The organism is Nonomuraea sp. NPDC050536 (genome assembly GCF_044457685.1).
GTDB lineage: Bacteria > Actinomycetota > Actinomycetes > Streptosporangiales > Streptosporangiaceae > Nonomuraea.
Window position 1 is genome coordinate 54,323 of record NZ_JBITHD010000029.1, and the last position, 24,139, is coordinate 78,461.

The window sequence follows — 24,139 nt, forward strand, 5'->3', positions numbered from 1 at the left end:
AGCTGAAAGGAGACCCCTATGCGCCACGGCACCGCCCACGATGTACGGCGCGGCGCGTCCTGGCCGCTGGATGATCCCCAGGCCGCCACCGACCGCCTGCCCGCGCTCACCGCTGACACCGTCCGCCTGGCCGACATCCGCGCCAGCGCCGCCCGCGCGCTTGCCAGCCTGCAGGACACCGACCAGCGGCTACAGGCGATCCAGCGCACCGTGACCGGACTGATGCGCTACCCCACACAACGGATGACAAGTGACAGTTGACAATCTTAGATACGGTTGAGCACTATCTATGCTCGTTCAACAAGTGTGAATTTCCACATTGAGGCGGCTTGTCGAGGCGTCCGGCGGAGGAGCGGCACATGAGTGAGGCACATGGCGGCTCCGGACGTCTCCACACATCGCCGGCCGCGTGGGGGCGACGCGGCCGCCGCGCCCCTGCGGCCGGCGGTGTGCTCCTCCTGGTGGGGACGGGCGGCCAGCACCCGGCCTACGTCCGGACGGCTCTGGCTGAGCTGACCCGGACATGGCGCCTGGCGCTGGCCGATCCCGCACCGATCTCCCCGGGCCTGGAGAACTACATCAGCGAGCACATCCGGCCCGCCCAGATGACCCTGCGCGCGATGGAGGCCATGCTGCGGGTCCGTGAGGACCCGCGCCCGATCTGCGCGGTCATCGCCCTGGACCCGTCCATGACCGCGCTCAGCGCCCGCGTTGCCCACGAGCTGGGCCTGCCCGGGTACGGCGGGGCGGCCGCTGAGCTGGCCGCCTTCCCGGCACGCGCGCTCGGCGCGCTCGCCGCGGCGGGCCTGCCGATCGCGCCAAGCCTGCCGGCCGAACTGATCGCCGACTGCCTGATCTCCCGCTACCACCCCTTCGTGGCCGCGCTCACCCGCACCCTCCAGCCCGGCCGTGCCGTACTGGACGAGGTCGTCGACGTCGACGACGAGGCGCTGAAGGACGCTCGCCTGCACCAGCTCATCACCCACGCCCTGCAGGTGCTGGGCGTCCAGAACGGCCTGACCCGGCTGCACCTGCGCCACGACGGCCGCCGCTACGTCATCACCGGCCTCACCCCGGGGCTGGGCCGTGACCTGGGCCGCACCGTGGGCCTGGCCACCGGCATCAACCTGGTCCGTGAGCTGGCCACGATCGCCTGCGGCCTGCCCGATGCCCGGGATCTGCCCTACACCGAGTGCGCCGTGGCGCGCCGCGCCTGGCTGCCATCCCCGCCGCCCACGCCCGCGGTCGGGCAGATCGTCGACCGCATGCTCGGCATGTCCTGGCTGCACGAACTGATCCCGCCGTCGGCGGCCGACCCCGCGCACCGCCAAGGGGCCGAGGCGATCGTCACCGGCGGCGACGCCGAGCAATGCGAGCAATGGCTGCGCCGCCTCCAAAACGTGCTCGCCGAGGCCCTCTGGGGAGAGTGATGGCGATGAGTGCATGGCTACTGATGCTGGCCGCGATCACCGTCGAGGTCGGCGCCACCACCGCACTCAAAGCTGCCTCGGCGAGCACCTCGCACCCGGCCTGGACGCTGGCCGCCCTGGCCGCCGTGGTCGTGTCCTACCTGCTGATGAATCTGGCACTACGCCTGGGCATGCAGGCCTCGATCGCCTATGCGCTGTGGTCCGGCGTGGGCACCGCCGCCATCGCCCTGATCGGCGCCAGCTGGTTCGGCGAAAGCCTGAACCCTGTCAAGATCGGCGCCCTGGTGCTGATCGTGGCCGGTGTCGTGATGCTCAACCTCGCCCCCGCCACCACCGCGACAGCCGAACTGCCGGCCCGGCCGTACACGCCGCCCGCCGTGGTCGTCCTGGCGCACCTGCGGCTGGCCGAGGCCCTGGCCGACCTCGACACCGCGATCGGCAGCCTGAGGCGCGCCAGCCATCTGCTCCCCGGCGACCCGACGGCGGCCCCGACGGCGGCAAGGGCGCGGCGAGCGGCATGAGCGGCCGCGGGCTGGCGCTCAGCGTGAGCCTGGCCAGCCAGGCCGCGGTCCTGGCCGACCTGATCGGGACCACCTCGGCCCTGCCCGCCCTGACCATGCAGCACCCCGGCGGCGTGATCACGTTCACGTCGTGGGCGTGCCTGGCCTACATCACCGGCTGGGCGTCGGCGCTCCTGCTAGCCCGGCGCCTGGCCCGGCTGGCGCGCTGGCCGCTCCTGCTGGCCTGCGGTCAGTTGCTGTTCGCCGCGGCCGCCGCTGCCACGATGCTCACCGGGTCGTGGCCGCTGCTGCTGGCCGCTCGCGCCGTCCAGGGCATCGGCTGCGCCGTCATGACCACCTTCGGGCTGGGGGTGCTGCTGCGCCACGCGCCCCGCCACGGCGGCGCCCTGCTGGCCGCCTCCAGCGGCGCGCTGGCCGGCTCCCTGCTCGCCCACACCCTGGCCGCCGCCCTCGCGCCCACGCTGGGCTGGCGGCTGCTGCTGGCGCCCGGTCTCATCTTGGCCGCCTGCAGCATGCCGCTGGCGCTCGCCCTGCTCGGCCACCCCGCCCCTAGCGGCGCCGAGGAGGTACGGCTGCCGCGACCGCTCGCGCTGGCCATCTACCGGCAGTTGCAGCAGCTGGCCGACGGCCTGGACGCGGCCGCCGACAGCACCGAGCAGGCCATCACCACCCTGACCGGCCCCGCACCCGCGCCCGCCTCTGGCCGCGACCGGGCGCGGCAACCCCACCGCCGTCAGCCCTACGCCGGCGATTCCGGCGTCGCGCTGCGCTCGCTCAACGGCCGCACCCCCGGTGCGGCCCTGCCCCCAAAGGAAACGATCATGAGCAGTGACGGTCATGAGCAGTGACATCGTGCCGCTGCCCGACCCGCCGACACTCACCGCCGGCGCCCCCGTGCTCACCCCCGGCCCGGTGCGGCAGCCGCGCGGCGACACCTCGACCTTCGTCAGCGCCGTGCTGGGCGCTCCGCTGCAGGTCGGCGCGATCTGGCCCAGCTCCCGGCGGCTGGCCCGCCTGGCGGCGGCCGCGGTCCCCTCCCGCCACGGCGTGACCGTGGCCGAGCTCGGGCCCGGCACCGGGGTCGTGTCGGATGCCATCCACCACCGCCTCGACGGCCTGCGCGCCCGGCACCTGGCCGTCGAGCTCAACCCCACCCTGGTCGGCCACCTGCAGCGCAGCAACCGGCCGTGGCTGGACGTCATCGCCGGCGACGCGGCCGACCTGGTCAGCCTGCTGGCCGCCCGCGACGTCGACCAGGTCGACGCGGTCGTCAGCGCGCTGCCCTGGACGCTGCTGCCCGGCGATGTCCAGGACCAGATCCTGCGCCAGATCCGGCAGCTGCTGGCCGTCGACGGCACGCTGTCGGTCATCACCACGCTGACCGCGCTGCCCTGGCCGAGCGCCCGGGCCATGCGCGCCCGCCTGGCCGCCGGGTTCGGCCAGGTCACCCGATCCCGGCTGGTGTGGCGCAACCTGCCGCCCGCGCTCGTCTACACCTGCCGCCGCCCGCTGCCGACATGACACCCCGGCCGAAGCTCACCCACGGCGATCGGGGCGCGCCTCGAGCAACTCGCCCAGCGGACCGGCCACCTGCCGGACGCTCACGGCCAGGTGCCGCAGCGCCACCGCCTGCCCGCGCAACCGCGCCACCACCGCAGGCTCCGCCGCGACGTCGGCCGGCCGCAGCCTCGGCGGCTGGTCCGTGCCCGGCTCGGCACGCCGCCCGTGCCGGGCCCGATAGCCCGCCCCGTCCGGATCTCGATCCATCGGATCATCCTGTCACCACACGGAGGCCCCATGTGGGAATCGCCCTTACAAGATGACGTGCGCCAGGTCCTCGACCAGCTCCGCGCGCAGCACGGTGCACCTCTGTACGACTACGCCCGCACCGAGCTGAGCGGGCCGCAGGCCGAGCGCGCCGTCGCCGGCGCGCTGCTGTCGGTGCACGTCCACTCCGCGCGCCTGACCGACGAGACCCAGGTAAGGGTCTGGCTGTATGCGCTCGTGCGGGCACACCGCGGCCAGCTGGCCGACCAGGACCCCGGCACGAGCGGTGGCTGGCACCCCACAGGCGGGCCGCAACTGCTGGACCTGGTGCTGGCCGCGCTCGACCCGGACGAGCGCGAAGCTCTGGACCTGGCCGCCCGCCACAACCTCAGCCCGGACCAGATCGCCCTCATCGTCGACCGCAACGCCGCGGCGATCGAGCACATGGTGACGGCGGCCGCCGACCAGGTGACGCTCTGGTTCTGCGCCGTCACCGCCGCCCAGGCCGAATCCGGGTGCGACTACCTGGCCGACCTGCTCACCGAGTGGCGGGCGGCGCCCACCCGGCTCAGCCGCACCCAGCTCAGCCGCCACATCCCTGAGTGCGTCACCTGCCGCGCCGTACCGCGCGAGCTGCAGGCCGCCGATCTGCTGCGCCAGCTGCCGATCGCGGCCGAACCCGGCACGCTGGCCGACCAAGTCGGCCAGGTGGAGCCGCTGGGCGAGGACGACCAGCTGTGGCACGACAACGGATTCCCGGTGCAGGCCCGCACCCGCACCGGCCGCTTCCGCGACTGGGAGGAACGCAGCCAGCGCGTGGAGGAAGACCTGTGGGCGGTCCGGCCGGATGAATCCGATCCGGAAGCCAGCATCGCCAGCCTGTTCACCAAACCGCTGCACCTGCTGGGCAAGCCGCTGAAGGTGGCGGCCACCGCCGTGGCGGCGGTGGCCGCGGTCCTGCTCGCCGGCGCGGTCTGGACCAACATGCAACAGCCCGCCCCGACCCGGGTCGCCTCGCTCGCGGCACCCCAGCAGGGCCTGGACCCGGCACCGCCGGCGACCATCACCCTGCTCACCACGACCGCGCCCAACGGCCTGGACGATCCCCCCAGCAGCCCGGTGACGACGACGCCGCCGACGCCGCCGCACGCGTCCGGTAAGGCGAGCCCGAGCTCGCCCCCCTCCGGGCACCGCACGCACCCAAGCGCGGCACCCACGAGCAGGCCGACCGTCAGCCCCGTGCAGCCGGTGCGCCAGGGCAGCCTCGACGATCCACCCCAGCCCTCCCGCAGGCCGACCAGCGGCCCGAGCGCCAAGCCCGCCCCCAAGGCGCTGCCCAAGCCGGCCACGCCCGAGGCGAGCCTGTCGCCTTCCCGCCTGGATCTCGGCTCCAGCCGCTCGGGCTCGTTCTCGCTGGACTGCCCGGGCGCCAGCTGCCAGGTGACCTCCGCCTCCGGCGCCGACGGGATCTCGGTGTCAGGCACGAGCGTCTCGGTGTCGGCCAAGGCTCCCGCGCCCGACTGCCATTACGTCGTCCAGCAGGGGACGGTGACGGTCAGCTGGGCGGGCACCGCGACCGGTGACGGCAAGACCACGCAAGGGACCACCAGCGGTTCGGGGACGCTCACGCTCACGGTCAGCTATAAGGCCGTCGACCCGGCCACCGGCGGTTACCGGGTCTATGACGGCTCGTCCATCAACAACTCCGGCACCGGCACCTGCTGACCGCCACCCGGATGTGTTCGCACCCGCCTATCTGCCGAAATGAGGCACATGTGAAAACGATCTTCAAGCGGATTGTCCACCTCGATCTCTCACGCGGCCAGAAACTCAGCGTCGTCATGGCGATCGTCGCCGTCCTGGTCAGCGGCGGCTTCCTGGCCTTCGCCGACGACATGGTCCCGCCCGGCCCTCCTGCCGCCGACCAGGCACCGCCTGCGCCCACCGGCAAGCTCCCCAGCCGCCCCTCGCTCGCGCCGGTGCGCTGGTGCGAGGAGCTTGGCATGTTCGTGGAGGAGCGGTACAAGCTCGGCAAGGGCTGCAAGCGGCAGATCGACTGCATGATCGACCCGTCGACCCGTAAGTACCGCTGCCAAAACAGCGCCGGCGCGGCGGTCAGGCCGCCCCAGAGCGCGTGCCTCAACCCTGGCATCCGGCCCTTCTACGCGTGCGACGGCGACCCCGGCTCGGTCCACGTGGCCACGATGCAACCCGACAACGCCGCCACCAGCCCACCGCCCGCCCCGGCACAGTCCTTCAGCACGGTGCCAGCCCTCACCAATCCCAACCCCAGCCCCGGTGCCTCTGCGCCGCCCGCGGCCAGCGCCCCACCCACGGCTCCAGCCGCCAGTGCCGGCCCGTCACCCACCGCCGCGGCGAGCTCGAGCACGCTAGCCGCCCTCCAGGCCGCCCGCGCCGTGCAGCCGCCTGTCCGCATCTGGGTCGAGCATGACCTGAGCGGCGACTACCAACGCGGCGACGCCGCCTTCCAGGTCGGGCTGCAGGCGCTGATCGCCACCGCCCAGCAGCCCGACGTCGTCGGGGTCAAGTTCGCCGACAACCTCGGCTACGTCGCCGGCCAGAACGGCTGGCGCGACCAGGAGCAGGTCCGCCAGTTCGTGCGGGCGGCCAGCAGCGCGCTGCGCACGGCGCTGCCCGGCAAACGCCTGGCCATCGGCGTCGCGGTGCCCGAGCTCGGCTGCGGCGCCAACACGTCCTGCGTGCAGGCCATGCAGTCCCGCGCCCCGTTGGCCGCCAAACAGGCGATCGGCGACTACCTCGCGGCCGCCCCGGTGGACCGCGTCGAGATCGCCGACGGGCTCTGGGGCCCGTCCTACACACAGTTCAAGATCACCCCAGCGGCGGCCACCCGCTCCCAGTGGCAGGCCATCCGCGCCCTGCGCTGGTCCAGCCAGCGGCAGGTCACCTCCCGCCAGTACGGCCTGGCCCACAAGGGTGAGGCCTCTACCTGGGACCAGGCCAACGCCACCGCGCAGGTCAACACGCGCGTCATCGACCTGCTCAACCGCTACCAGGTGCCCACCATCACCCTGTGGGGACACAAGAGCGCCCTGGGCGATGGCGTCTATCGGTTGCTGAACGCCGGGCTGGCCCCCAACCCGCTGTGGACAGCGCTGGGCAGCAAGGGCCTGCGCGACCGCCTGGCCGTCGTCGTCGACCCCGTCTCCACCGAGCGCAGCCTCGCCGCCGACCTCGCCGAGCTCGGCAAGGTCGCCAGCGAGGTGTTCATCCTCACCTGACCGCCGCGGCCGTACCCAGGCGCGGCGCCCCACGGGCGCGGGTACGGCCACGGCACCACTCGCCCCCTTTTGCCGAGATGGAAGAGCGAGGTCCACGCCGTGACATCGCCGTCTGAACCCCGCCGCACCTTGTACAACCCGCTGCCCGGGCACGTTGACACCCCCGAACCTGATGCCGATGACGACGCGGGCGGCCCACGCTGGGCGATGCGGTGGTGGCTGGCCGCCGGCGGCGCCGTCGTCGTCCTGCTGGCCGTGCTGATGCTGGCTCTGCGCGGCCAGCACCCGCCGGCCGCCATCCCCTCGCCGTCCGACACCCCAGCGCGGCTGATCTACCACACCCTCGACCACCCCACCGGTCGCCCGAGTTTCGCCACGCTGACTGCGAGCCCCCGGCCGACTCCGTCGCCCAGCAGGCTGCCCTCGACCCCTTCGGCGAGCCCGGCGCCCACTTTCGTGCCCACCGCGGCGCCCTCCTCGGCGCGGCCGCAGGCGACGGTGACCGTCACCACCCGGGTCCGCGTCACTGCCGCACCGCCGGTCCGCTCGACCCCTTCTCCCCGCGGCCGCGCCACCTCACCCGGCGGCAACGGCCTCGACGACCCGCCCGGCCGCCAACCGGCGCCAACTCCGCCCTGGACCGCGCCGACGTCCACCGACCCCTGCCAGACCTGGACTGACTGCCATGACGACCCCCCAACCCGATGACACGAACCCCTTGCTGCAGCAGCCGGCCGAGCAGCTCGCATGCCGCCCCCAGCCACACGGCGAATGCTCAAACGCATGTTTTAGTCCCCGTCGCGGCGGATCCTGAGAGGTAACGGATGCCGACGAACCTCCCCTGGCACATTGACGTGCTGGTGCGCGCCGTGACCGCGCTGGACGAACCGACCATTCCCGGTCCGGGCGCCGCCTTGAACACTGAAGGCCTGGCCGACTTCCTGCGCTCCTTCTTCGGCCCGCTGTTCCTGGTGGCAGTGGGCGTGGTGGCACTGTTCTTCCTGTTCGCCCGGGAGATCACCCGCTTCATACAATTCTTGATCGTCACGCTCGCGGTTGCCGTGCTCTTCTACGTGCCCAACATCATCGAAGTGGCCGCCAAAGCGATCGCCGGGGCGCTGGGGATCGGAGTGGGGCAGTGACGGCACCCCTGGACGCCTCCTACGGCACGCGCCGCCGCCGCAGCGACGCCGGAAACGTGCGGCAGACGCCGCGCGACGCCGTCGCGCTGGAGTGGCTCGCGCACATGTACGGCGCGCCGCTGGACGTGCTCGGCCGCCTGTTCGGCGTCGGCGACAAGGCCGCCTGGGCGGTGGCCAACCGCTGGCGGCGCGCCGGCTGGGCCAACCTCGCCAAGATGGACGCCGGCCCGCTGTGGGTCTGGCCCACCCACGCCACCGCCCGCCAGCTGCTGGACCTGCCCTCGCTCGGATACTGGGCGCCGTCGGCCAGCCGCACCGCGCACGTGCGGGCCGTGGCCGACGTGCGCGCCCACCTGCAGGGCGGCCTGACGCTCAGCGGCTGGCGCAGCGAGCGCCAGCTGAACGGCCACGGCCGTCGTCGCCAGGCGGGCGACAAGCTGCCGCACCTGCCCGACGGGCTGTGGTGGCACCAGACGCTGGGACGCTGGGTCGTCATCGAGGTCGAACTCACCCCAAAATCACGGCCGCGCACCGAGCAGATCCTCACCCAGATCATGGGCGACATGCACCAGCGGTGGCAGGCCGAGGCACTGCTGTACCTGGCCTCGCCGACCGCGGTGCCCGTGCTGCACGCCGCGATCACCACGCTGCCCGCCCGCCACCAGAGCACGGTGCGCGTCCTGCCGCTGGCCGAGCTCGGCACGCCCGCCGCAGCCCAGACGCTCGGCCTGTAACCCCCTCCCTGGTTCGACCCTTCGTTCGGGAGCTCCCCGCTATGCCACCAATCGTCGTCGTGTTACTCATCGGCCCGATCCCCATACTCGTGATCATGGCGGGCGCATGCTGGTGGGCCTGGCAGGTGGGCTGGATCTGGTCCCGCCTGCGCAACCTCGCCCTGCCCGCCACCCTGATGCCCATCACCGCGATGGCCGCCTCCTGGTCCCCGGCCGCGCCCCTGCGCGCCTTCGCGGGCGCGATCGAGCGTGCCCAGATCGGCGACTGGCTGGGCGGCCTCATCGACGCCGGGGTCCTCACCATCCCGGCAGGGCTGTGGGCCGCTACCGCCTTCTGGGCGCGGCAGCAATGGCTGTATGAGAACGGCCAAGCCCGCACGCTTGCGGCCTCCGAGCGGCACTTGGACCGCCGCTGGGAGCACCGGCTCAAGGCGCTGGCCAGATTGTCGGGCTACCGCACGCCGCTCACCACCGCCGACGGCGACCTGGTCCTGGGCCCGCTGGCCGAAGAAAGCTCATCGGTGCCGCGCGGCTACCTGCACCAACTGATGCGCCCGCACCGCTCCCACCTCATCGTGCCCGCCCTCGCCCCCCGCCACCCCATGGTGGTGGTCGGCGACTCCGGCGCGGGCAAAACCGAGCTACTGCGCCGCATGTCGGCAGCCATCGCCGAAGCCGGCTGGGAGCGGCACGCCCGCGGCGAACGCGGCCGCCCGCTGATCATCTTCGTCGACGCCAAGGGCGGCCAGGACGCCGAAGTCGACGGCGCCACCTGGTGCGACACGATCGCCTCGCTCGGCATCCCCATCGAGCGCATCGGGCTGTGGCCGCTGGAGGTCCGCCTGGACATGTGGCAGATGGAGCCCCGCGATCTGACCGAGACGCTGCACCTGATGGCCAAGACCGACCAGCGCTACTACGCCCAGCTGCAGAAAGTGCTGCTGCACCTGGTGATCGACGCCCCCTCCGGGCCGCCGCGCTCCAGTCTGGAGTTCCTCACCCGGCTCAAGGCCTCCTGGCTGCGCATGGACTGGGCCGGTCACTCCATCGAACAGGACATGATCAACAACGTGATGCGCGGCAAAGAGCCCACGCTGCCCACCAACCTCATGCTCTACGCCAGCCTGTTTCGCGACCTCGGCGTCGCCTTCGACGCCGGTCGGCCCCTCATGGACTTCGACGCCCTGTACTGCGTCGTCCAGGGCACGCGCCGCCCCGAAGAGGCCCACGCCCGAGCGGCGGCGCTGATCCAGATCCTGACCGACGCCATCGCCACCCAGCAACGTACCTTCCGCCGTGAGGTCACCCTGATCTTCGAGGAGTTCTCCGCCGTCTCCGACATCCCGCTCTACCTGCTGTCGGAGCGCTTCCGCAGCCTGGGGTGCAGCGTGATCCCCTCCGCCCAGTCCTGGGACGGGCTCGGCCCGAACGAGCCTGCCATCCGCCGCCTGGTCAATACCTCCTCCGGCGGGCGGCTACTGATGCGCTCGCCCGACCCCGAGCAGATCGCCCTGCGCGCCGGCACCATGCGCCGTGTCGAATCCAGCCGCCACATCGGCACGTCCCGAGGACGCCGGGCCGACGCCTTCGACCCGCTCGGCGAACTGGAAGGCAGCCAGCGCATCCAGGACACCTTCGTGGTCGACCCGCAAAAGGTTCGCCGCTTCCAGCCGGGCGAAGTCGTCTACTCCAAAGACGGCCGCGCCTGGTGGGGGCGCGTGGTCCCCGTACCCGCACCACCCCGCCTGGCTCCCTCGGCCAAACTCGCCGCCGCCCTGACCACCACCCAACACCCGGCCCTCACCGGTAACCGGATCCCATTCGGCGAACTCGCCCCCGGCATCGACGACGCCCTCGACCAGGCCCTGCGGGGGTGGTCCTAACCATGCCCGCCCTGCCCAGCCCCGACGAGCTAACCGTTGCCGAAGCCGCCCACATCCTGCAGCTCAGCCCCGACCAGGCCACCGACGCCCGCCACGTGCAACGCGCCTACCGACGCGCCGCCCGCCACACCCATCCCGACCTGCGCGCCGGTCAGAGCGACCCGCACGCCGACTGGGACTTCGCCCTGATCACCATCGCCTACGAGCGGCTCAAGACCGCTCTGACCACCCCCGTCCAACAGGCCGGCACGGCAGGCACACCTCCACCCGAGGCCCAGCCGCGACCGCCGCTCACCACGGCCAGGCCAGGGCTGGACTCCGGCCCGGTCGCCTGGCCCCTGGTCCTCGCCGCGGTCTGCCTGGCCACCGCCTTCACCATGCTCGCGGCCACCGCGCACTCGACCGTCGTGCTCTCCTACGGGGCCTTCGGCCTGACCTGGATCGCCGCTGCCGCCTGGTTCGCCACCGGCCGCCGCTTCAACCGATAGCCCTCACCGAGAAAGGACATCTCATGGAGGCAACGGTGATCCTCGCGAGCGTGATCATCGGCATCCCCGCCCTGCTGGTCTTCGTCTTCCAAGACCGCTCCCTCGAGGCCCGCCTCGCCCGTGCGGCGCGCCGCAACAGCCGCGCCCTGCGCTGGGCCGCCATCGGCGCCCTGCTCCTGCTCGCCCTGACCCTGTACGGCATGGCCACCCACCACCGCTGACCTTCGAGGAGTCCGTTTCGTGAAGGCGATTGTCGTTCCCGCCAACCCGGGCCAGCCCTGCACCCTGCGCACGCTGGACCCTGCCAGCTGGCACCGCCAGCTCGCCCAGCTGCTGGGCGATGCGACAACCCCCGCGGCCACCGTCGAGCGAGCCGTCTACGACCGCGACGCTCTGCTGTGGGTCGACGGCGACGGCGCCGGTCGGCGCCCGCCCAATCCGCGCGCCACCCGCTACGTCTTTGGTCACTCTGACAGCGCCGCCCGGCGAGGCCTTGATGTCGGCCATCCGTCGTACTGGCTGTACGGCACCGTCATCATCACCGGCCCCGACGACGCCGGAGCCCCGGACGACGCACCGCAGCGACTGCGCATGTACTTCAACGTCTAGGCAGGCCAGAGCCAAGGAGGAAATGCGCGGTGCGGTGCTAAACGGTCGTTTTAGCACTGCGCTGCAGGTGATCAGGAGCCCTGGGCGCGATGCTGTTCGCGGTGCTGGCCGTGTCCGCCCAGCTGGATCGCGACTACATCCGCGACAAGACCCTGGAGGGCCAGCAGGCTGCGCCCGCGCGAGGCAACCATGGCGACATGGACGTCCGGGAATCGCCAGTTCTCGGTCCCCAGACGCCCATGCCCCACATGTGGGGTCGACCGGCTCCGTCCCAGGCACGCCCCTCGGAGGCAGGCTCTGACGACCGCCGCAATCCCGGGCGATCGATCGTCATCGCGCTAGGCCGTCGTCAGATCCGAGGCACGGGCATGCCCGGGTCACGCGCTGGCGAGCGCCTCGTGGAAGGTGCGCGCCTGGGTGTCGGCCGGCCAGCGCTGCGACAGCTCGCGGTCGAGCGTGCGCAGCTCCCGGCGGATGCGCACTGAGCCGGTCCTGCGGGCGACGCCGAGCGCTTCATGTCCGAGGTGGGCGGCGCGTGCTGGGTCTGGCTGCGACTGGGCGACCGCGACGGCGAGCTTGGCCGTCAGGTGGCCGCGGTCGCGGGCGAGCGTCTCGGGCAGCTTGCCGATCTGGTCCTCGAGTATGGTGACGGCGGTGTCGGCGCGGCCAGCCGCCCGGTAGCAGACCGCAGACTGCTCCTGCAGCGTGTCCGAGTCGTAGTGGTGCAGGTAGACGGGCACGTGCGGGTGGGTGACCTGCGGATGGTCGCGCAGCGTCTCGCCTGCGTGGTCGAGGAGGGCGAAGCAGTCATCATGCTCGCCGAGCATCACCAGGCCGCGCGCCTGCTGCTGTGCGGCCAGCGCGTCCAGCTTCGGCTCCAGCTCGTCCGGCCGGCGGCGGGCGGCCGCCGCGAGGTGGACGACGGCGGCGTAGTCGTCGGTGAGGCAGGCGATGTTCGACTGGCGGACCAGCAGGTAGGCGGTCATCTGGGTGTCGCCGGCGCACATCGCCCACTCGGCCGCTTGGCGCGTCCACTCCATCGCCGTGTCGAGCTCGCCCAGGTCCTGGTGCAGCCATCCGGCCATCTCGCCGTACTGGGCGAGGACCTGCAGCAGCGGTTCGGCGTGGCGGGCGCCGGCACCGCGGCGCAACTCGTCCAGGACCTCTATCTGCGCCAGCACCGGCCGCAGCAGCGAGCGGGGCCCGAGCATCTTGTCGGCGGTGTAGTGCTCGGCCAAAACACGCCGGAAGTAGTCGATCACCCCGGCGTCGACGCGGGCCGGCTCCTGCAGGGCGCGGGCGACCCGCTGTGCTTGGTCGCTTTCGGACAGGCCGGGTAGGACAGCGGACAGCGTTCCGCTTGCGAGCAGCTGGGCGAACTGGCGGCGCGAGATCGTCACCCTGACGTTCCTTCCATCCGGCGTCTGCATGTCCAGCATGACCGGTTCGCCGTCATGTAGGCCAGCAACGCTTCCGCTGTACGGGCGGGCCTGCGCGAGCCGGGCCGTGTCGCTGAGCGCGAGCAGCAGGCCGCCTGCTTTCAGCGCACCGTCCAAAAGGCGCACCTTGTCGGCGGGGGGCAGGATGTCGCCATTCTCGGTCCTGGAGATGCGGGTGTGGTCGTAGAGCGACAGTTTGCCCAGCTCACGCTGCGACAGGCCGGTCTGAAGGCGCAGGTGACGCAGGACCAGGCCGAACATTTGCGCCGTGGTGCCGTCGTGCTCGTCCATCGCGACCAGCTCCCTCGCCTGTTGCTGCGATGTTGCGGCAACACCGGTCCTCTGGGCGGCCCGGCAATGCCTAGGTGACGATCCGTACAGGCGGACGATCGGAGCGTAGATCGCGAACCCGGGTTGTGCACCTGGTTCAGCGTGAACGTCACCGTCCCGCCACATCCCCCCTTTGTCGAGCCAGCGGGAGAGCCGAGTGGACACGACCGTAGAGCAGCCGGTGACCATGACCAGCGAGCAGGTGTACGCCCTGGGCGAGGTGAGCGTAGCCGTAGCCACCGACCACCCACGGGTGCTGACCTACCTCGACGACTTCTACGCCCCCGACACCGGGCAGCGCCGCCCATACTGGCGGGTGCAGGCCCGCCTCGCCACACCGCGCCCCGTCATGGACGTCGACGGGTACGGAGTCGGCTACCGCGCCGACCCGCGACGCCGGCGTCTGCAGGTGTGGTCGGCGGATGCGACCGCGCTGCAGATCGGCGTCCGTAAGGCGGTCCGGGAGGTGATGGTCGCCTACTGCGAACGGCAGCGGTACGCGATGCTGCACGCCTCCGCCGTCCACAAGGACGGCCTGCTCATGGTGATCGCCGGCGACAAGGGGGCGGGCAAGACGACGCTCGCCCTGGACGCGGTGCTGCGGCACGGCTTCGACTACGTCTCCAACGACCATCTGATCGTCTACCCGGACCCGGACGGCGAGATCGGGCTGGTGGTGACGTCGCTGCCCACCCCCATCCCGGTGAAGATCGGCACCTACCTGGCGATGGAGGAGCTGCTGCCCGAGCCGTGGGACGGGTGCGGCGTCGACGTCGACCGCTACCGGGTCATGCCCGCTGAGCAGCGGCGCGGACTCGAGGTGCGTCTGGACTACACCTTCGCCGGCTTCGGCCAGCCCAACCCGGTCGCCGTGCACTGCGCTGGGCCCGGCAAGGCCCGCGTCGTCGTCGTGTTCCCCGAGTTCGCGCCCGCCGCCAGCGAGCGGCCCCGGCCGGGTGGCGGCAGCAGCGAACTGGAGAAGCACCTGCGGCTGGACTGGGTGTTCGACCCGGCCTACAACCCGCGGCACCTGCCGTACGAGCGGCGGACGGTGGAAGCGTTTGTCACTGACGGGCAAGCCCTGATCGGCGAGCTGTGCCGTAGCGCCCACCTGCTGACGTGGCGGCACGACGGCGACATGCGGCCGCTGCTGGAGACGCTCGACGCGGGAGAGGCGGCATGACCACCCCGACCGTCAGTGTGATCATCCCGACGAAGGATCGGCTTCACCTGCTGGCCGAGGCGCTCGGCAGCGTCGCCGCCCAGGACGGCGTCGACGTCGAAGTGGTGGTCGTCAACGACGGCGGCCGCGACGTCACCCAGCTCATCGACGCTCTGCCGGCCAGGCTCAACGCTCGGCTGGTCACCTTCGGACGCAACCGCGGGCTGCCCGCCGCCCGCAACGCCGGCATGCTGGCGGCGACGGGAGAGTTCTGGGCGTTCCTCGACGACGACGACATATTCCTGCCCGGCCACCTGGCCGCGTCCGTCGCCACCCTCCAGCAGTCGGGCGGCGACCTGGTGTACAGCGCGTGCCCGGTCAGTAGCCGCCGCATCGTCCCCGGCGGCGCCGTGCACGCCGAGCACGTCTTCGACTTCCCGTTCGACGCCGGCGTGCTGGACGTTGGCAACTACATCCCGGTCACCTCGGTCGTCGCCCGCAACCTGGACGGCACCGGCGCCGTGTTCGACGAGACGCTGCCGGTGGAGGAGGACTGGGACATGTGGTTGCAACTGCACCGCCGCCACGGCCTGAAGTTCACGCACCTGGCGCAGCCGACCGTCGTCTACCACCGGCTGCGGGAACCGGCCAGCATGACCAGCTGCCCGACGGCCGGCACGGGCGGCCGGCTGCACACCTTCCGCTCCACCCACCAGCGGCTGATGAGCCGCTGGCCCGTCCGGCGCGACAGCGCCGCGGCGGCGGGCCGCCGCCACCTGATGGCGGCCTACGACCTCGCCGAACGGGAGATCGCCGCCGGGCGTCCGCTGGCCCACTTCTACTACGAGCGTGTCATCCGGCTGCTATACGGGCTGGTGACCGGGACGCTTGAGGAGGCGGACCTGCCGGGCCGCCTTTCCGAAGCCGTCACCGAGGAGCAGCCATGACATCGGACGCCGCCCGCGGCGCCACCGCCCGCGACGCCGCCGTGCACGCCGCCCGCCGCCTGCAGCCCACCTTCACGCCCGGGGAGCTGTTGCACGTGACCGGCAAATCCGTGCTGGTGGCCGGAACGTGCGACGGGCAGCCGGTCGTGGCGAAGCTGCTGCTGGACCAGGCGCCGTTCTGGCGAGACAAGTTCGCCCGCGAGATCCGCATCTATCAGGCGTTCGCCAAGACGCCGCCGCCCGTGCGAGCGCCCCACCTGGTCGCCGTCGACCCTGCGGCGGGCGTCCTCATCGTCGAGCGGCTGACCGGCGAGCCGCTCGACGCCGACCGCTACCCCCAGCGGCCGCTGCGCACCTCCGCCCTCACCGCGGTGCTGGACGCTGTCGACGCGCTCGCCCGCTGGCGGCCCGCCGCCCCGATCAACGCCGACGGCTGGGACTACGCCAGCCGGATCGACCGCTACCGCAGCAACGGGCTGCTCGACGACGCCGACCACCAGGCGCTCACCGGGCTGCTCGCGAAGGCCGAGCCCGGACGGTGTTTCGCGCACGGCGACGCCCTGCCCGGCAACATCTGGCTCACCGACGACCCCGCCAGCCCGGTGGCGTTCCTCGACTGGGAGTTCGCCGGCTTCTTCCTACCTGGCCTCGACCTGGCGCTGCTGTGGGTACTGCTGCGGGACGCCCCGTCAGCCCGCGACCTCATCGCCGCCCGCATCCCCGCCGACCCCGCCTGGCGGGCGGCGTTCACGCTCAACCAGGCGATGGTACTCACCCGCGAACTACGCACCCACCGCGAAGCCGAGCCCAGCGCGTGGCGCGAGGCCCGCCTGGCCGCCCTGGAAGCCGACTGGGACGGCTTCCGCTCCACCGTCCTCCACCCCCGGAAGGCCCCCTGATGCGAATCGCGATCGTGCACCGCGACCTGCACGCTGTCACCCGCGGCGGCATCTGCACCGTCTACCGGCAGCTGGCCGACCGGCTCGCCGACGCCGGCCACCACCTCACCCTCATCACGCAGGAGACGCCGCACCCGCTGCCGTCCCGGCCGGGCGTCGACCTCGTCACCCTGCCCCGCACCGAGGACCTGGAGGCGCACCGCGCCGCTGTCGCCGCCGCCCTCGACCATCTGACCGTCGACATCGCCGAATGCTCCACGTGGGAGGCCGAGCTGCTGCACTACGCCAGCCGCCCGGCCGGCGACCGGGTGCCAGTGCTGGTGCGCGCCGACCTGTCGGCCGCCACGATGGCCGCGCCGGAGGCGTTCGCGGCCGCCGAGCAGGCGCTGCTGGACGTGGCCGACGCCGGCGTGGCCGTCAGCCAGTGGGCCGCCCGCGACATCGTCGCCGCCTACGCCCACCAGCTGCCGGTCCTGGCCAACGGCGTCGACCGGCTCAGGTTCCGGCCCGGCCCGCGCACCTCGCCGATCTCCAGCGGCCGCCGCCTGCGGCTCGACCAGGACGGCTCCACGCTCGGCGGCAGCCCGCTCGCCGACGACTGCCCCGACACCGACGCGCTGTGGCAGCGCGTGACCGGGCCGCGCTGGGAGACTCCGCGCCTGCTGTGGGTGGGGAAGCTGACCACGATGAAAGGCGCCGACCGGCTGCAGCAGTTGCTGCCCGCCCTGGCCGGCAAAGCCGCCGTCACCGTCGTGCTCGGCCACGGCTGGGTCGAATACCCGCTCACGCTGGCCGGCCACCCGCACGTGCAGGTCGTGCAGGACGTCGACGACGACGACCTGCCCGCCGTCTACCGCAGCAGCGACTACCTGCTGTCGACGTCACGCTGGGAAGGCTTCGGCCTCGCCATCGCCGAAGCGCTCGCCTGCGGCGTGCCGGCGCTGCTGCCCGCCGAGCTGGGCACCGCCGCCGAGCTGATCGTCGACGGCATCACCGGCGCCACCTGGCGAGACCCGGCCGACCTGGCCGCCTTGCTGGAGCGCAGGCCGCCGCTGCACGGCGCCCTCCCGGACGGCTACGACTGGGACCGCAACGCCGCCGACACGCTCGCCATGTATGAGCAGCTGCTGGCCGCCCGGCTCTCCGCCGGGCGGTGAGCCGGATGCGGATCCTGCTGGTCGGCCCCCGCAACGACGGCGACAGCATCCCGCCCTACCTCGACGTCCTGCAGCACGGCCTGGCGGCGGCCGGCGCGACGGTGGCTCGGCTCGGCTCGGCCGGCCCACCCTACGACGAGCAGCTGGGCCGGTTCTGGACGTCGGAGCAGATCATCGCGGCCGCCTCCACGCTCGCCGACGCCGACCTGCGCGGCTTCGACGTGGTGTCGCTGCACTTCGGGAACCTGGAGATCGAGCAGTTGCTGCCGCTGCTGTGGCGCGACCGGGAACGGCCGCCGATCGTCTACCACGTGCACAGCCTCGCCCCCACCCTGTTCCGCAAGCATGTGCCCGACCCGGGATTGAGCGCGGCGGTGGCCGACAGCATGCACCGCATGGACGGCTACGTGTACTTCGGCCAGTACGCCGCCCGCACCCTGCCCACCCCCGGACCGTACGGTGTGGCGTTCCTGCCCACCACCATCCCCGCCGGCACCCCCGTGCCTGCGGTCGAGGAGGAGGGGCGGCTGCTGGCCAGCCTGTACGGCTACCCGGCGCCGTGGAAGGACGCCGCCGGGCTGATCGCCGCGCTCGCCCAGCTCCGGCAGCCGGTGAGGTTCCACCTGGCGGGCCCGTTCTGGGACGACCCGAGCCAGGCGGGCGCAGCACTCCAGCCGGGCGCCAGCAGGCACGGCCGCGCCCACCTGACCGTCGCACCCACCTACATGGACGCGGTCGCCCGCGCCGCGCTGGTGGCCGCCAGCAGCGTCGGCGTCTTCCCCTACCAGCCCGTCGCCACCTTCCAAGGGTCCGGCGCCGTCGCCGACTATCTCGCCCACGGCGTGCCCGTCATCGCGACCGACGTCGCCAACATGGCCGAGCTCGCCGGACCCGCCGGAGTGATCGTGCCGCCCGGCGACCCCGCCGCCCTGGCGGCCGCGCTCGACCGGTTCGCCGGCGACCCCGACCATCGGGCCGCCCTCACGTCGGCGGCGGCCGACCGCGCCCGCCTGTTCACCGGCGACGCGCACGCTGCCGCCTGCCTCGGCGTGTACGAGCAACTCCTGCACCGCCGCACCTGACACATCCCGCCCCATCGGTGCCCGGCGGCACCCGCAGTGCGCCGCCGGGCGAACTCAGCATGCCCGCAACCCAACCCCGCGTGAAGGAGCAGCCGTGTCCACCTCCCGCAACCTCGGCACCGTCGACGTGGCGATACTCGGCGCCGGCCCAGCCGGTCTGGCCGCCGCCACCCGCCTGACCGGCAGCGGCCTGAACGTCGCCCTCATCGACGCCGGCCTGCCCGTGGCCGACCGCGACCGGCACAACCCTCACCAGACCACTCGCGGCCACGGCGGCGCAGGCCTGTTCTCCGACGGCAAGTTCTCCTTCTACCCGTCGGCGACCGCCCTGTGGTCGCTGCCGCGCGCCACCGGACTGCACGCCGCCTACACGTGGACGACCGGCGTCCTCGCCGAGGCGGGCCTGTCGTGCCCGCCGTTCCCCGACCACCCGCAGGCATACAGCATCAGCGACGGCGCCTGGGCGCTGAAGGACTACCCCAGCGACTACCTGAGCCTGCAGGCGCGGCTCGACCTGACCGCCCGCCTCGTCGACGGGCTCGACGCGCACATCCTCACCAGCCACCACATGACCGCGGCCGGCTACGACGCCAGCCGGGACGCCTTCCACCTCGCCCTCGACCACGACGGCCGCCACGCCCAGCTGCAGGCGCGCCGCCTGCTGGTCGCCACCGGCCGGTTCGGGCCGCTCGCCCTCGACGGCCTCACCGGCGCGTGGCGGTTCCGCCGCCTCGAAGCCGGGCTGCGGATCGAACAGCGGGCCGGGCTGGCGTTCTTCGCCGACATGCCGCAGCTGGACCCGAAGCTCCGCTTCCGCGACCCCGGCGAGAACGCCGAATGGCGGACGTTCTGCGTCTGCCGGGCAGGGGAGACCGTCGCCACCGAAACCAGCGGCCTGTGGACCGTGTCGGGCCGCTCCGACTGCCCGCCAACCGGCCGCTCCAACACCGGGTTCAACGTCCGCGTCCTGGACGAGACGCTCGCCGGCAAGCTGCTGCCGCCGCTGCTGAACGCGCTCGGCGACCCCGCCTGCCATTTCACCATCCCCTTGGCCGGCGTCTTGGCGGGCGAGTGCGGCGCGCTGGCCCGCCTCGAAGAGGTGTACGGGGCAGGGCTGCGCGACCTCCTCCTCAGCGGGGTGAACAAGCTGATCGTCCAGTACCCGGCCATCGCCGCCGACGGCACGATGCTGATCGGGCCCACGCTGGAGGGCGTCGGCCGCTACCCGCGCCTCGACGGCGACCTTCGGCTGCTGGACGCCCCCGCCTGGGTCGCCGGCGACGCGTGCGGCCTGTTCCGCGGCATCATCGCCGCCATGATCAGTGGACACTATGCGGCCGCCACGCTCGCCGCGGCTTGGGAGCGGTCATGACCGGCACGAGCGCGGGGGCCGGGACGCAGCGGGTGATCGGCGTCGGCGTCATCCTCACCGACGCCTACGGGCGGATCCTGCTCGGCGAGCGCATCAAGGACGGCGAGACGCGCTCGTGGTGCCTGCCGGGCGGGTCCGTCGAACCGGGTGAGACATTCGAGGCGGCCGCCGTACGGGAGCTCGCCGAGGAGACCGGCATCGCCGACGCCGGCCAGCCGCGCACCTTCGCGATCGTGCTCGACCACCCGGACGCGGGCACGGTGCGGGTGACGGCGGGCGTCGCCATGACCGCCGGCGCCACACCACCCATCGTCACCGAAACGGACGTTTTCGCGTCCTGGGGGTGGTTTCCGCCCGACGCGCTGCCGTCCCCGTTGTACGCGGCGACCCGTCACCTGCTCGGCCACACCTGCGCCCATGACGGGCCCGTCACCCTGTACATGTACACCCACGACGGACGGCGCCGATGACGGCTCTGCACGTGATGGACATGGACGGCACCCTCCTGCACGGCACCACCGCCAGCATCCGCCTATCCCGGGCGCTCGCCTGCGAGCACGAGGTGCTCGCTCTGGAGGAGGCATTCGCGGCCGGCCGCGTCACCACCCGCGAGTTCGCCGCCCGCCTCCACCAGCTGTGGGCCGAGCTCACCGAGCAGATCGTGGCCGAGACGTTCGCCGCCGGACCGTGGCTGGACGGCATCGCCGACGTCGTCGCCGACATCCACTCCCGCGGAGAGCACGCCGCCGTCATCACCATGTCGCCCGGCTTCTACGCTGACCACCTTTGCGAGCTCGGCTTCGACTACGTGGCCGGCTCGCGCTTCCCGCCGCTACCGATGCGGCAGCCGCTCGACCTGGCAGGCATCCTCGCCCCGCACGACAAGGTGCCCATCACCCGCCGGCTGCTCGCCCAGTACCGCGTCCCTTCCGGCCGGTGGGTCGCCTACGGCGACTCCCTGTCCGACCAGCAGCTGTTCGCCCAGGCGCCCATCAGTGTCGCCGTCAACGCCATCCCAGCACTGGCCGCATCCGCGACCTGCGCCTACACCGGCGCCAGCCTGATCGACGCCTACATGCTGGCCCGCGACCACCTCGACCGGCCCAACCCGCGCACCCTCGACCCCTCCAGGAGGTGACGGCCCCATGGCCGAACCGACCGAGCTTCTCGCCGCCCGCCACGGCGAAGCCTGGTGCAACCGCGAACAGACCATCGGCGGGATGCGCACCTGCCGCGGCCTGACCCCAGAAGGGAGGCAGCAGGCCGAGCGACTCGCCGCACGCCTCGCCAATGCCGCCCGGCCCGTCGACGTCATCTACACCACGCCCCTTCGGCGCGCGTCGGAGACGGCTGGCCTCCTCGGCGACGTCCTCGGAGTCGAGCCGATCGTCGAGCCGGGCCTGCGTGAACCGGACTACGGCGCCGCCGAGGGGCTGCCGTGGGACAAGGCGGTAGCCGATTTCGGCGACGCCCCGTCGCTGTATCCGGACCGGCCGATCGCTGCCGGCGCGGAGTCGTGGCTGGCGTTCCTTGCCCGGGCGCGAGCCGCTATCGCCGCCATCCTCGACCGGCACGGCGGCGAGAAGATCCTGATCGTCGCGCACGGGGAGACGATCGCGGCCGCCCACCACCACTTCGCCGGCGTCCCCTCTGGCGAGGTCCTGCCGGTGAGCTTCGCCTGCCACCCGACCGCTGTCACGACGTGGCAGCAGCAGCCGCTGTCCTGGACGATGCCCGGACTCGGCTGGCGGTGGGCGTTGGCGGGGCACAACGACGTCCGCCACCTGGGCTGAACAAACGGTACGAACCGTAGCGGTAGCGATCAGAACGCCCAACACTGACCCCAGCATCACTGCAGGTCAGCGATATCCGTTGGTTTTCGGCCAGGATTACCGGTAGCCCAGACCTGGCCTGTCCAACCGGGGTCAAGACGATCCTGGCCGTCTTGGTGCGGCCTCACCCCAGGTCAGCCGCTTGTAGGCGCGCCCGATCCGTCACCCGTGCGGGAGGACGTGACGGCTTGGCGTAGCGGCTGTGCGGCCGAGGAGGCATGCTGGCGGGCCCGCCAGGCCGCCGTACGGCAGCGCGGCGAGCAGTAGCGCGCGTCCCGGCGAATTCCGACGCCGGGCGCGAACCAGACGCCGCAAGACGGGCAGCGCCGCCCCACCCTGTCCTGCAGGTGCGCCATGCTGGTGGCGATCATCTCGGCGGCGAACTCTTTCTTCCAGCGCAGGCGGCGTCGCCGGGCTTTCGCACGGCAGGCCGTGCCGCAGTAGCGCATATCAGTTCTGGCCGTGACGCGCAACGGCCGATCGCACTGCCAGCATCGGCGCGAGGTCGCCATATTCCCACCGTACGCCTGCCCCGCGGCCAGGAAAGGCCGCTGAGCGGCACACCCCCTCTAACCGCTAGAGCGCAGGTCAGCGCAGCATCCAGGCTCGTTGTTCCGGTCGCCCGTCGGCCGCGCCGCGACTGCTGGGGGAGATCGTGGGGTGTGTGGCCTGCACGCCGGGGGCGTGCAGCAGCGAGCAGGCACTGGATGACGGCGTCGGTCTGTTTACGAGAGGCGTGAAACGCGCGTTTTAGCACTCGGCCTGGGCAATCTTGCCTCGACGGCCCCGGCTAGATGATCAGGCACCATGCGGACCGGGTACGTGGACCTCACAACTATCGGCCGCCAGCACGCTCACCTGACCAGCGCGATCGACGATAAGCACAGGCACCCCTGTCCGCGCGATGCCCAGCCGGCGAGCTTCTGCGGCGTCCGGCATGCGCGCGGTGATGACAGCTGGTCCGGGGACGGGCACGACGGCGCGCTCGGGCGGCTCGGCGACGAAGGCTCCCACACGCTGTTCACGGCGGATGCGGCCCTCCCCGGACAAGACGCCGAGCGCGCCTTCGACGGTGTTCACTCCGACGCCGTACTCGTCAGCCAGGTCCTTGGCCGAACGCAACTTCTGGCCAGGCCGTAGCCGACCCCGCTTGATCTCCGCGCGCAGCACGTCGGCCAGCTGCTGATACAGCGGCCGGTCGTCGCTCCGATCAAGGGCAGCCATGCCCACATCGCATCAGGGCTACAGCCCGACACCCCTTCAGGGCTACAGCCATGAAGGGTTATGCTGCACAAACATTGCTATTCCGTGATTGGAAGATCATTTATGGGCCTGGTAGGTCTCAGCGGTCTTCGCTTCTGGACGGGAGACCTGCATTGAGCAGCGCGATCCCGCAGGCCAGCGCTCCACCGGAACGGCAGGCACCACGTCGCACCAGGGGTGGTCTCCGCATCCCTGATCAGAACTTGTGGACAGGCGAGCTCCTCCGCGACCGGCTTGCATTCACGCTGGACGCGGAAGGGCTGCTACGCCTGTCCTACCAGGACTCACAACGCGACGACTGGGAACATGGCGTCCTATGGGTCCGGCACGGCCAGGATCGGTCTGGCACCCACAAATGGAAGGCGATCAACACACCGCGCACCCGCCTCATGATGCGCGACTACTTGTGCATGGTGTGCACCGGCCCGTGCAGCGACCGGGAGACCGCACGTGTCTCGTGGCTGCTGGTCGATGATCCAGAGATCTCGCCGGACGGCCAGCCCGTCACCAACGTCCCGCCTACGTGCACAAGCTGTATTCCCGAAGCGCTAGAAGCGTGCCCCAAGCTGGGCGAACACTCACGGGTGATCACAGTCGCTGGAGCCAAGCCGATCGCCTTTGCCGCCGACCTATTCAAGCCGTCCGCCATCGATGGCACGCCCATGAAGATCGCACACGAGGTCAACATCCCCCTTGATGCCGGCAACGTCCTGCGCGGAGCCCTGGCCAAGCACCTGTGGGTCGAGCTGCTGGACATGCGAGCCGCCCCGAGACCGCAGCGGCAACCCACCTCATCCTTGTAACTCTCCTGTAGGGAGCACT

Annotated in this window: 28 protein-coding genes; 24 read left to right on the forward strand and 4 right to left on the reverse strand. The window is 72.1% G+C overall.

Going from position 1 to position 24,139, the window contains the following annotated elements; genetic code table 11:
- Nucleotides 1-18 precede the first annotated feature (18 nt).
- From ACIBHX_RS46765 to ACIBHX_RS46785, 5 genes are all read left to right on the forward strand, one after another.
- A complete protein-coding gene (locus ACIBHX_RS46765; RefSeq protein ID WP_397074782.1) occupies nt 19-261 on the forward strand; it encodes a hypothetical protein in 243 nt (80 codons plus the stop codon).
- A gap of 98 nt (nt 262-359) precedes the next feature.
- Nucleotides 360-1,430, forward strand: coding sequence for a hypothetical protein (locus ACIBHX_RS46770; protein WP_397074784.1), 1,071 nt, complete (start codon nt 360-362; stop codon nt 1,428-1,430).
- A 5-nt stretch (nt 1,431-1,435) separates the two neighbouring features.
- Nucleotides 1,436-1,951, forward strand: a complete 516-nt coding sequence (locus ACIBHX_RS46775) for a DMT family transporter (protein ID WP_397074786.1) — start codon at nt 1,436-1,438, stop codon at nt 1,949-1,951.
- Complete coding sequence (locus ACIBHX_RS46780; RefSeq protein ID WP_397074788.1) at nt 1,948-2,799, forward strand: MFS transporter; 852 nt, start codon at nt 1,948-1,950, stop codon at nt 2,797-2,799. Before ACIBHX_RS46775 ends, ACIBHX_RS46780 begins: the two co-directional genes overlap by 4 nt.
- Nucleotides 2,789-3,472 carry a class I SAM-dependent methyltransferase gene (locus ACIBHX_RS46785; protein WP_397074790.1) on the forward strand — a complete coding sequence of 228 codons (684 nt, stop codon included), beginning with the start codon at nt 2,789-2,791 and terminating at the stop codon, nt 3,470-3,472. Before ACIBHX_RS46780 ends, ACIBHX_RS46785 begins: the two co-directional genes overlap by 11 nt.
- Nucleotides 3,473-3,487: 15 nt before the next feature.
- Here the strand turns inward: ACIBHX_RS46785 and ACIBHX_RS46790 are convergent, their stop codons facing one another.
- Nucleotides 3,488-3,718: a hypothetical protein gene (locus tag ACIBHX_RS46790; protein ID WP_397074792.1), complete on the reverse strand. Its 231-nt coding sequence runs from the start codon at nt 3,716-3,718 to the stop codon at nt 3,488-3,490.
- A gap of 30 nt (nt 3,719-3,748) precedes the next feature.
- Between ACIBHX_RS46790 and ACIBHX_RS46795 the strand changes: the two genes are divergently transcribed.
- The 9 genes from ACIBHX_RS46795 (at nt 3,749) to ACIBHX_RS46835 (ending at nt 11,834) form a co-directional block, all read left to right on the forward strand.
- A complete protein-coding gene (locus ACIBHX_RS46795; RefSeq protein ID WP_397074794.1) occupies nt 3,749-5,443 on the forward strand; it encodes a hypothetical protein in 1,695 nt (564 codons plus the stop codon).
- A 50-nt stretch (nt 5,444-5,493) separates the two neighbouring features.
- Nucleotides 5,494-6,978: a hypothetical protein gene (locus ACIBHX_RS46800; RefSeq protein WP_397074796.1), complete on the forward strand. Its 1,485-nt coding sequence runs from the start codon at nt 5,494-5,496 to the stop codon at nt 6,976-6,978.
- A gap of 99 nt (nt 6,979-7,077) precedes the next feature.
- The gene (locus tag ACIBHX_RS46805; protein ID WP_397074798.1) at nt 7,078-7,686 is read left to right on the forward strand and encodes a hypothetical protein; all 609 of its coding nucleotides are present in this window, start codon (nt 7,078-7,080) and stop codon (nt 7,684-7,686) included.
- A gap of 116 nt (nt 7,687-7,802) precedes the next feature.
- Entirely contained in the window at nt 7,803-8,120 is a 318-nt protein-coding gene (locus ACIBHX_RS46810) for a hypothetical protein (protein ID WP_397074800.1), read from the forward strand.
- Nucleotides 8,117-8,854, forward strand: a complete 738-nt coding sequence (locus ACIBHX_RS46815) for a hypothetical protein (RefSeq protein ID WP_397074802.1) — start codon at nt 8,117-8,119, stop codon at nt 8,852-8,854. The genes ACIBHX_RS46810 and ACIBHX_RS46815 overlap by 4 nt, the downstream gene beginning before the upstream one ends.
- Before the next feature lie 95 nt (nt 8,855-8,949).
- The gene (locus tag ACIBHX_RS46820; protein WP_397074804.1) at nt 8,950-10,737 is read left to right on the forward strand and encodes a hypothetical protein; all 1,788 of its coding nucleotides are present in this window, start codon (nt 8,950-8,952) and stop codon (nt 10,735-10,737) included.
- 2 nt (nt 10,738-10,739) lie between these two features.
- Nucleotides 10,740-11,225: a J domain-containing protein gene (locus tag ACIBHX_RS46825; protein WP_397074806.1), complete on the forward strand. Its 486-nt coding sequence runs from the start codon at nt 10,740-10,742 to the stop codon at nt 11,223-11,225.
- A gap of 23 nt (nt 11,226-11,248) precedes the next feature.
- Nucleotides 11,249-11,446 carry a hypothetical protein gene (locus tag ACIBHX_RS46830; RefSeq protein ID WP_397074807.1) on the forward strand — a complete coding sequence of 66 codons (198 nt, stop codon included), beginning with the start codon at nt 11,249-11,251 and terminating at the stop codon, nt 11,444-11,446.
- A gap of 19 nt (nt 11,447-11,465) precedes the next feature.
- The gene (locus ACIBHX_RS46835) at nt 11,466-11,834 is read left to right on the forward strand and encodes a hypothetical protein (RefSeq protein WP_397074809.1); all 369 of its coding nucleotides are present in this window, start codon (nt 11,466-11,468) and stop codon (nt 11,832-11,834) included.
- Nucleotides 11,835-12,211: 377 nt separating this feature from the next.
- Here the strand turns inward: ACIBHX_RS46835 and ACIBHX_RS46840 are convergent, their stop codons facing one another.
- Entirely contained in the window at nt 12,212-13,564 is a 1,353-nt protein-coding gene (locus ACIBHX_RS46840; protein WP_397074810.1) for a multiprotein-bridging factor 1 family protein, read from the reverse strand.
- A gap of 196 nt (nt 13,565-13,760) precedes the next feature.
- On the opposite strand from ACIBHX_RS46840, the gene ACIBHX_RS46845 reads away from it, so the two are divergent.
- The 9 genes from ACIBHX_RS46845 to ACIBHX_RS46885 all read left to right on the forward strand — a co-directional run bounded on the left by ACIBHX_RS46845 (nt 13,761) and on the right by ACIBHX_RS46885 (nt 22,015).
- Entirely contained in the window at nt 13,761-14,786 is a 1,026-nt protein-coding gene (locus ACIBHX_RS46845) for a hypothetical protein (protein WP_397074812.1), read from the forward strand.
- Nucleotides 14,783-15,712: a glycosyltransferase family 2 protein gene (locus tag ACIBHX_RS46850; protein WP_397074814.1), complete on the forward strand. Its 930-nt coding sequence runs from the start codon at nt 14,783-14,785 to the stop codon at nt 15,710-15,712. Before ACIBHX_RS46845 ends, ACIBHX_RS46850 begins: the two co-directional genes overlap by 4 nt.
- Nucleotides 15,709-16,611 (forward strand): phosphotransferase, encoded by a 903-nt coding sequence (locus tag ACIBHX_RS46855; protein ID WP_397074816.1) that lies wholly within the window; start codon nt 15,709-15,711, stop codon nt 16,609-16,611. The genes ACIBHX_RS46850 and ACIBHX_RS46855 overlap by 4 nt, the downstream gene beginning before the upstream one ends.
- Nucleotides 16,611-17,768 (forward strand): glycosyltransferase family 4 protein, encoded by a 1,158-nt coding sequence (locus tag ACIBHX_RS46860; RefSeq protein WP_397074818.1) that lies wholly within the window; start codon nt 16,611-16,613, stop codon nt 17,766-17,768. Before ACIBHX_RS46855 ends, ACIBHX_RS46860 begins: the two co-directional genes overlap by 1 nt.
- A gap of 5 nt (nt 17,769-17,773) precedes the next feature.
- Entirely contained in the window at nt 17,774-18,850 is a 1,077-nt protein-coding gene (locus tag ACIBHX_RS46865) for a glycosyltransferase (protein WP_397074820.1), read from the forward strand.
- Nucleotides 18,851-18,944: 94 nt separating this feature from the next.
- On the forward strand, nt 18,945-20,222 hold the full coding sequence (locus ACIBHX_RS46870) for an FAD-dependent oxidoreductase (RefSeq protein ID WP_397074822.1): 1,278 nt from the start codon (nt 18,945-18,947) through the stop codon (nt 20,220-20,222).
- Nucleotides 20,219-20,692 carry an NUDIX hydrolase gene (locus ACIBHX_RS46875; RefSeq protein ID WP_397074824.1) on the forward strand — a complete coding sequence of 158 codons (474 nt, stop codon included), beginning with the start codon at nt 20,219-20,221 and terminating at the stop codon, nt 20,690-20,692. Before ACIBHX_RS46870 ends, ACIBHX_RS46875 begins: the two co-directional genes overlap by 4 nt.
- Nucleotides 20,689-21,360 carry an HAD family hydrolase gene (locus ACIBHX_RS46880; RefSeq protein WP_397074825.1) on the forward strand — a complete coding sequence of 224 codons (672 nt, stop codon included), beginning with the start codon at nt 20,689-20,691 and terminating at the stop codon, nt 21,358-21,360. Before ACIBHX_RS46875 ends, ACIBHX_RS46880 begins: the two co-directional genes overlap by 4 nt.
- Nucleotides 21,361-21,367: 7 nt before the next feature.
- Nucleotides 21,368-22,015 carry a histidine phosphatase family protein gene (locus tag ACIBHX_RS46885; RefSeq protein WP_397074827.1) on the forward strand — a complete coding sequence of 216 codons (648 nt, stop codon included), beginning with the start codon at nt 21,368-21,370 and terminating at the stop codon, nt 22,013-22,015.
- Between the two features lie 173 nt (nt 22,016-22,188).
- Here the strand turns inward: ACIBHX_RS46885 and ACIBHX_RS46890 are convergent, their stop codons facing one another.
- Together ACIBHX_RS46890 and ACIBHX_RS46895 are read right to left on the reverse strand one after the other, a co-directional pair.
- Nucleotides 22,189-22,566, reverse strand: a complete 378-nt coding sequence (locus tag ACIBHX_RS46890) for a hypothetical protein (RefSeq protein WP_397074829.1) — start codon at nt 22,564-22,566, stop codon at nt 22,189-22,191.
- Nucleotides 22,567-22,852: 286 nt separating this feature from the next.
- Nucleotides 22,853-23,278: a GntR family transcriptional regulator gene (locus tag ACIBHX_RS46895; protein WP_397074830.1), complete on the reverse strand. Its 426-nt coding sequence runs from the start codon at nt 23,276-23,278 to the stop codon at nt 22,853-22,855.
- A gap of 242 nt (nt 23,279-23,520) precedes the next feature.
- Here ACIBHX_RS46895 and ACIBHX_RS46900 point away from each other — a divergent pair, with 242 nt between their 5' ends.
- Nucleotides 23,521-24,120 carry a hypothetical protein gene (locus ACIBHX_RS46900; RefSeq protein ID WP_397074832.1) on the forward strand — a complete coding sequence of 200 codons (600 nt, stop codon included), beginning with the start codon at nt 23,521-23,523 and terminating at the stop codon, nt 24,118-24,120.
- The last annotated feature ends 19 nt before the right edge of the window (nt 24,121-24,139 follow it).

Bases quoted from the DNA above. Each gene is read 5' to 3' on its own strand.
- ACIBHX_RS46765 (WP_397074782.1), top strand. From the start codon at position 19: ATGCGCCACGGCACCGCCCACGATGTACGGCGCGGCGCGTCCTGGCCG.
- ACIBHX_RS46770 (WP_397074784.1), top strand. From the start codon at position 360: ATGAGTGAGGCACATGGCGGCTCCGGACGTCTCCACACATCGCCGGCC.
- ACIBHX_RS46775 (WP_397074786.1), top strand. From the start codon at position 1,436: ATGAGTGCATGGCTACTGATGCTGGCCGCGATCACCGTCGAGGTCGGC.
- ACIBHX_RS46780 (WP_397074788.1), top strand. From the start codon at position 1,948: ATGAGCGGCCGCGGGCTGGCGCTCAGCGTGAGCCTGGCCAGCCAGGCC.
- ACIBHX_RS46785 (WP_397074790.1), top strand. From the start codon at position 2,789: ATGAGCAGTGACATCGTGCCGCTGCCCGACCCGCCGACACTCACCGCC.
- ACIBHX_RS46790 (WP_397074792.1), bottom strand. From the start codon at position 3,718: ATGGATCGAGATCCGGACGGGGCGGGCTATCGGGCCCGGCACGGGCGG.
- ACIBHX_RS46795 (WP_397074794.1), top strand. From the start codon at position 3,749: ATGTGGGAATCGCCCTTACAAGATGACGTGCGCCAGGTCCTCGACCAG.
- ACIBHX_RS46810 (WP_397074800.1), top strand. From the start codon at position 7,803: ATGCCGACGAACCTCCCCTGGCACATTGACGTGCTGGTGCGCGCCGTG.
- ACIBHX_RS46820 (WP_397074804.1), top strand. From the start codon at position 8,950: ATGGCGGGCGCATGCTGGTGGGCCTGGCAGGTGGGCTGGATCTGGTCC.
- ACIBHX_RS46825 (WP_397074806.1), top strand. From the start codon at position 10,740: ATGCCCGCCCTGCCCAGCCCCGACGAGCTAACCGTTGCCGAAGCCGCC.
- ACIBHX_RS46830 (WP_397074807.1), top strand. From the start codon at position 11,249: ATGGAGGCAACGGTGATCCTCGCGAGCGTGATCATCGGCATCCCCGCC.
- ACIBHX_RS46840 (WP_397074810.1), bottom strand. From the start codon at position 13,564: ATGGACGAGCACGACGGCACCACGGCGCAAATGTTCGGCCTGGTCCTG.
- ACIBHX_RS46850 (WP_397074814.1), top strand. From the start codon at position 14,783: ATGACCACCCCGACCGTCAGTGTGATCATCCCGACGAAGGATCGGCTT.
- ACIBHX_RS46855 (WP_397074816.1), top strand. From the start codon at position 15,709: ATGACATCGGACGCCGCCCGCGGCGCCACCGCCCGCGACGCCGCCGTG.
- ACIBHX_RS46860 (WP_397074818.1), top strand. From the start codon at position 16,611: ATGCGAATCGCGATCGTGCACCGCGACCTGCACGCTGTCACCCGCGGC.
- ACIBHX_RS46865 (WP_397074820.1), top strand. From the start codon at position 17,774: ATGCGGATCCTGCTGGTCGGCCCCCGCAACGACGGCGACAGCATCCCG.
- ACIBHX_RS46875 (WP_397074824.1), top strand. From the start codon at position 20,219: ATGACCGGCACGAGCGCGGGGGCCGGGACGCAGCGGGTGATCGGCGTC.
- ACIBHX_RS46880 (WP_397074825.1), top strand. From the start codon at position 20,689: ATGACGGCTCTGCACGTGATGGACATGGACGGCACCCTCCTGCACGGC.
- ACIBHX_RS46885 (WP_397074827.1), top strand. From the start codon at position 21,368: ATGGCCGAACCGACCGAGCTTCTCGCCGCCCGCCACGGCGAAGCCTGG.
- ACIBHX_RS46890 (WP_397074829.1), bottom strand. From the start codon at position 22,566: ATGGCGACCTCGCGCCGATGCTGGCAGTGCGATCGGCCGTTGCGCGTC.
- ACIBHX_RS46895 (WP_397074830.1), bottom strand. From the start codon at position 23,278: ATGGCTGCCCTTGATCGGAGCGACGACCGGCCGCTGTATCAGCAGCTG.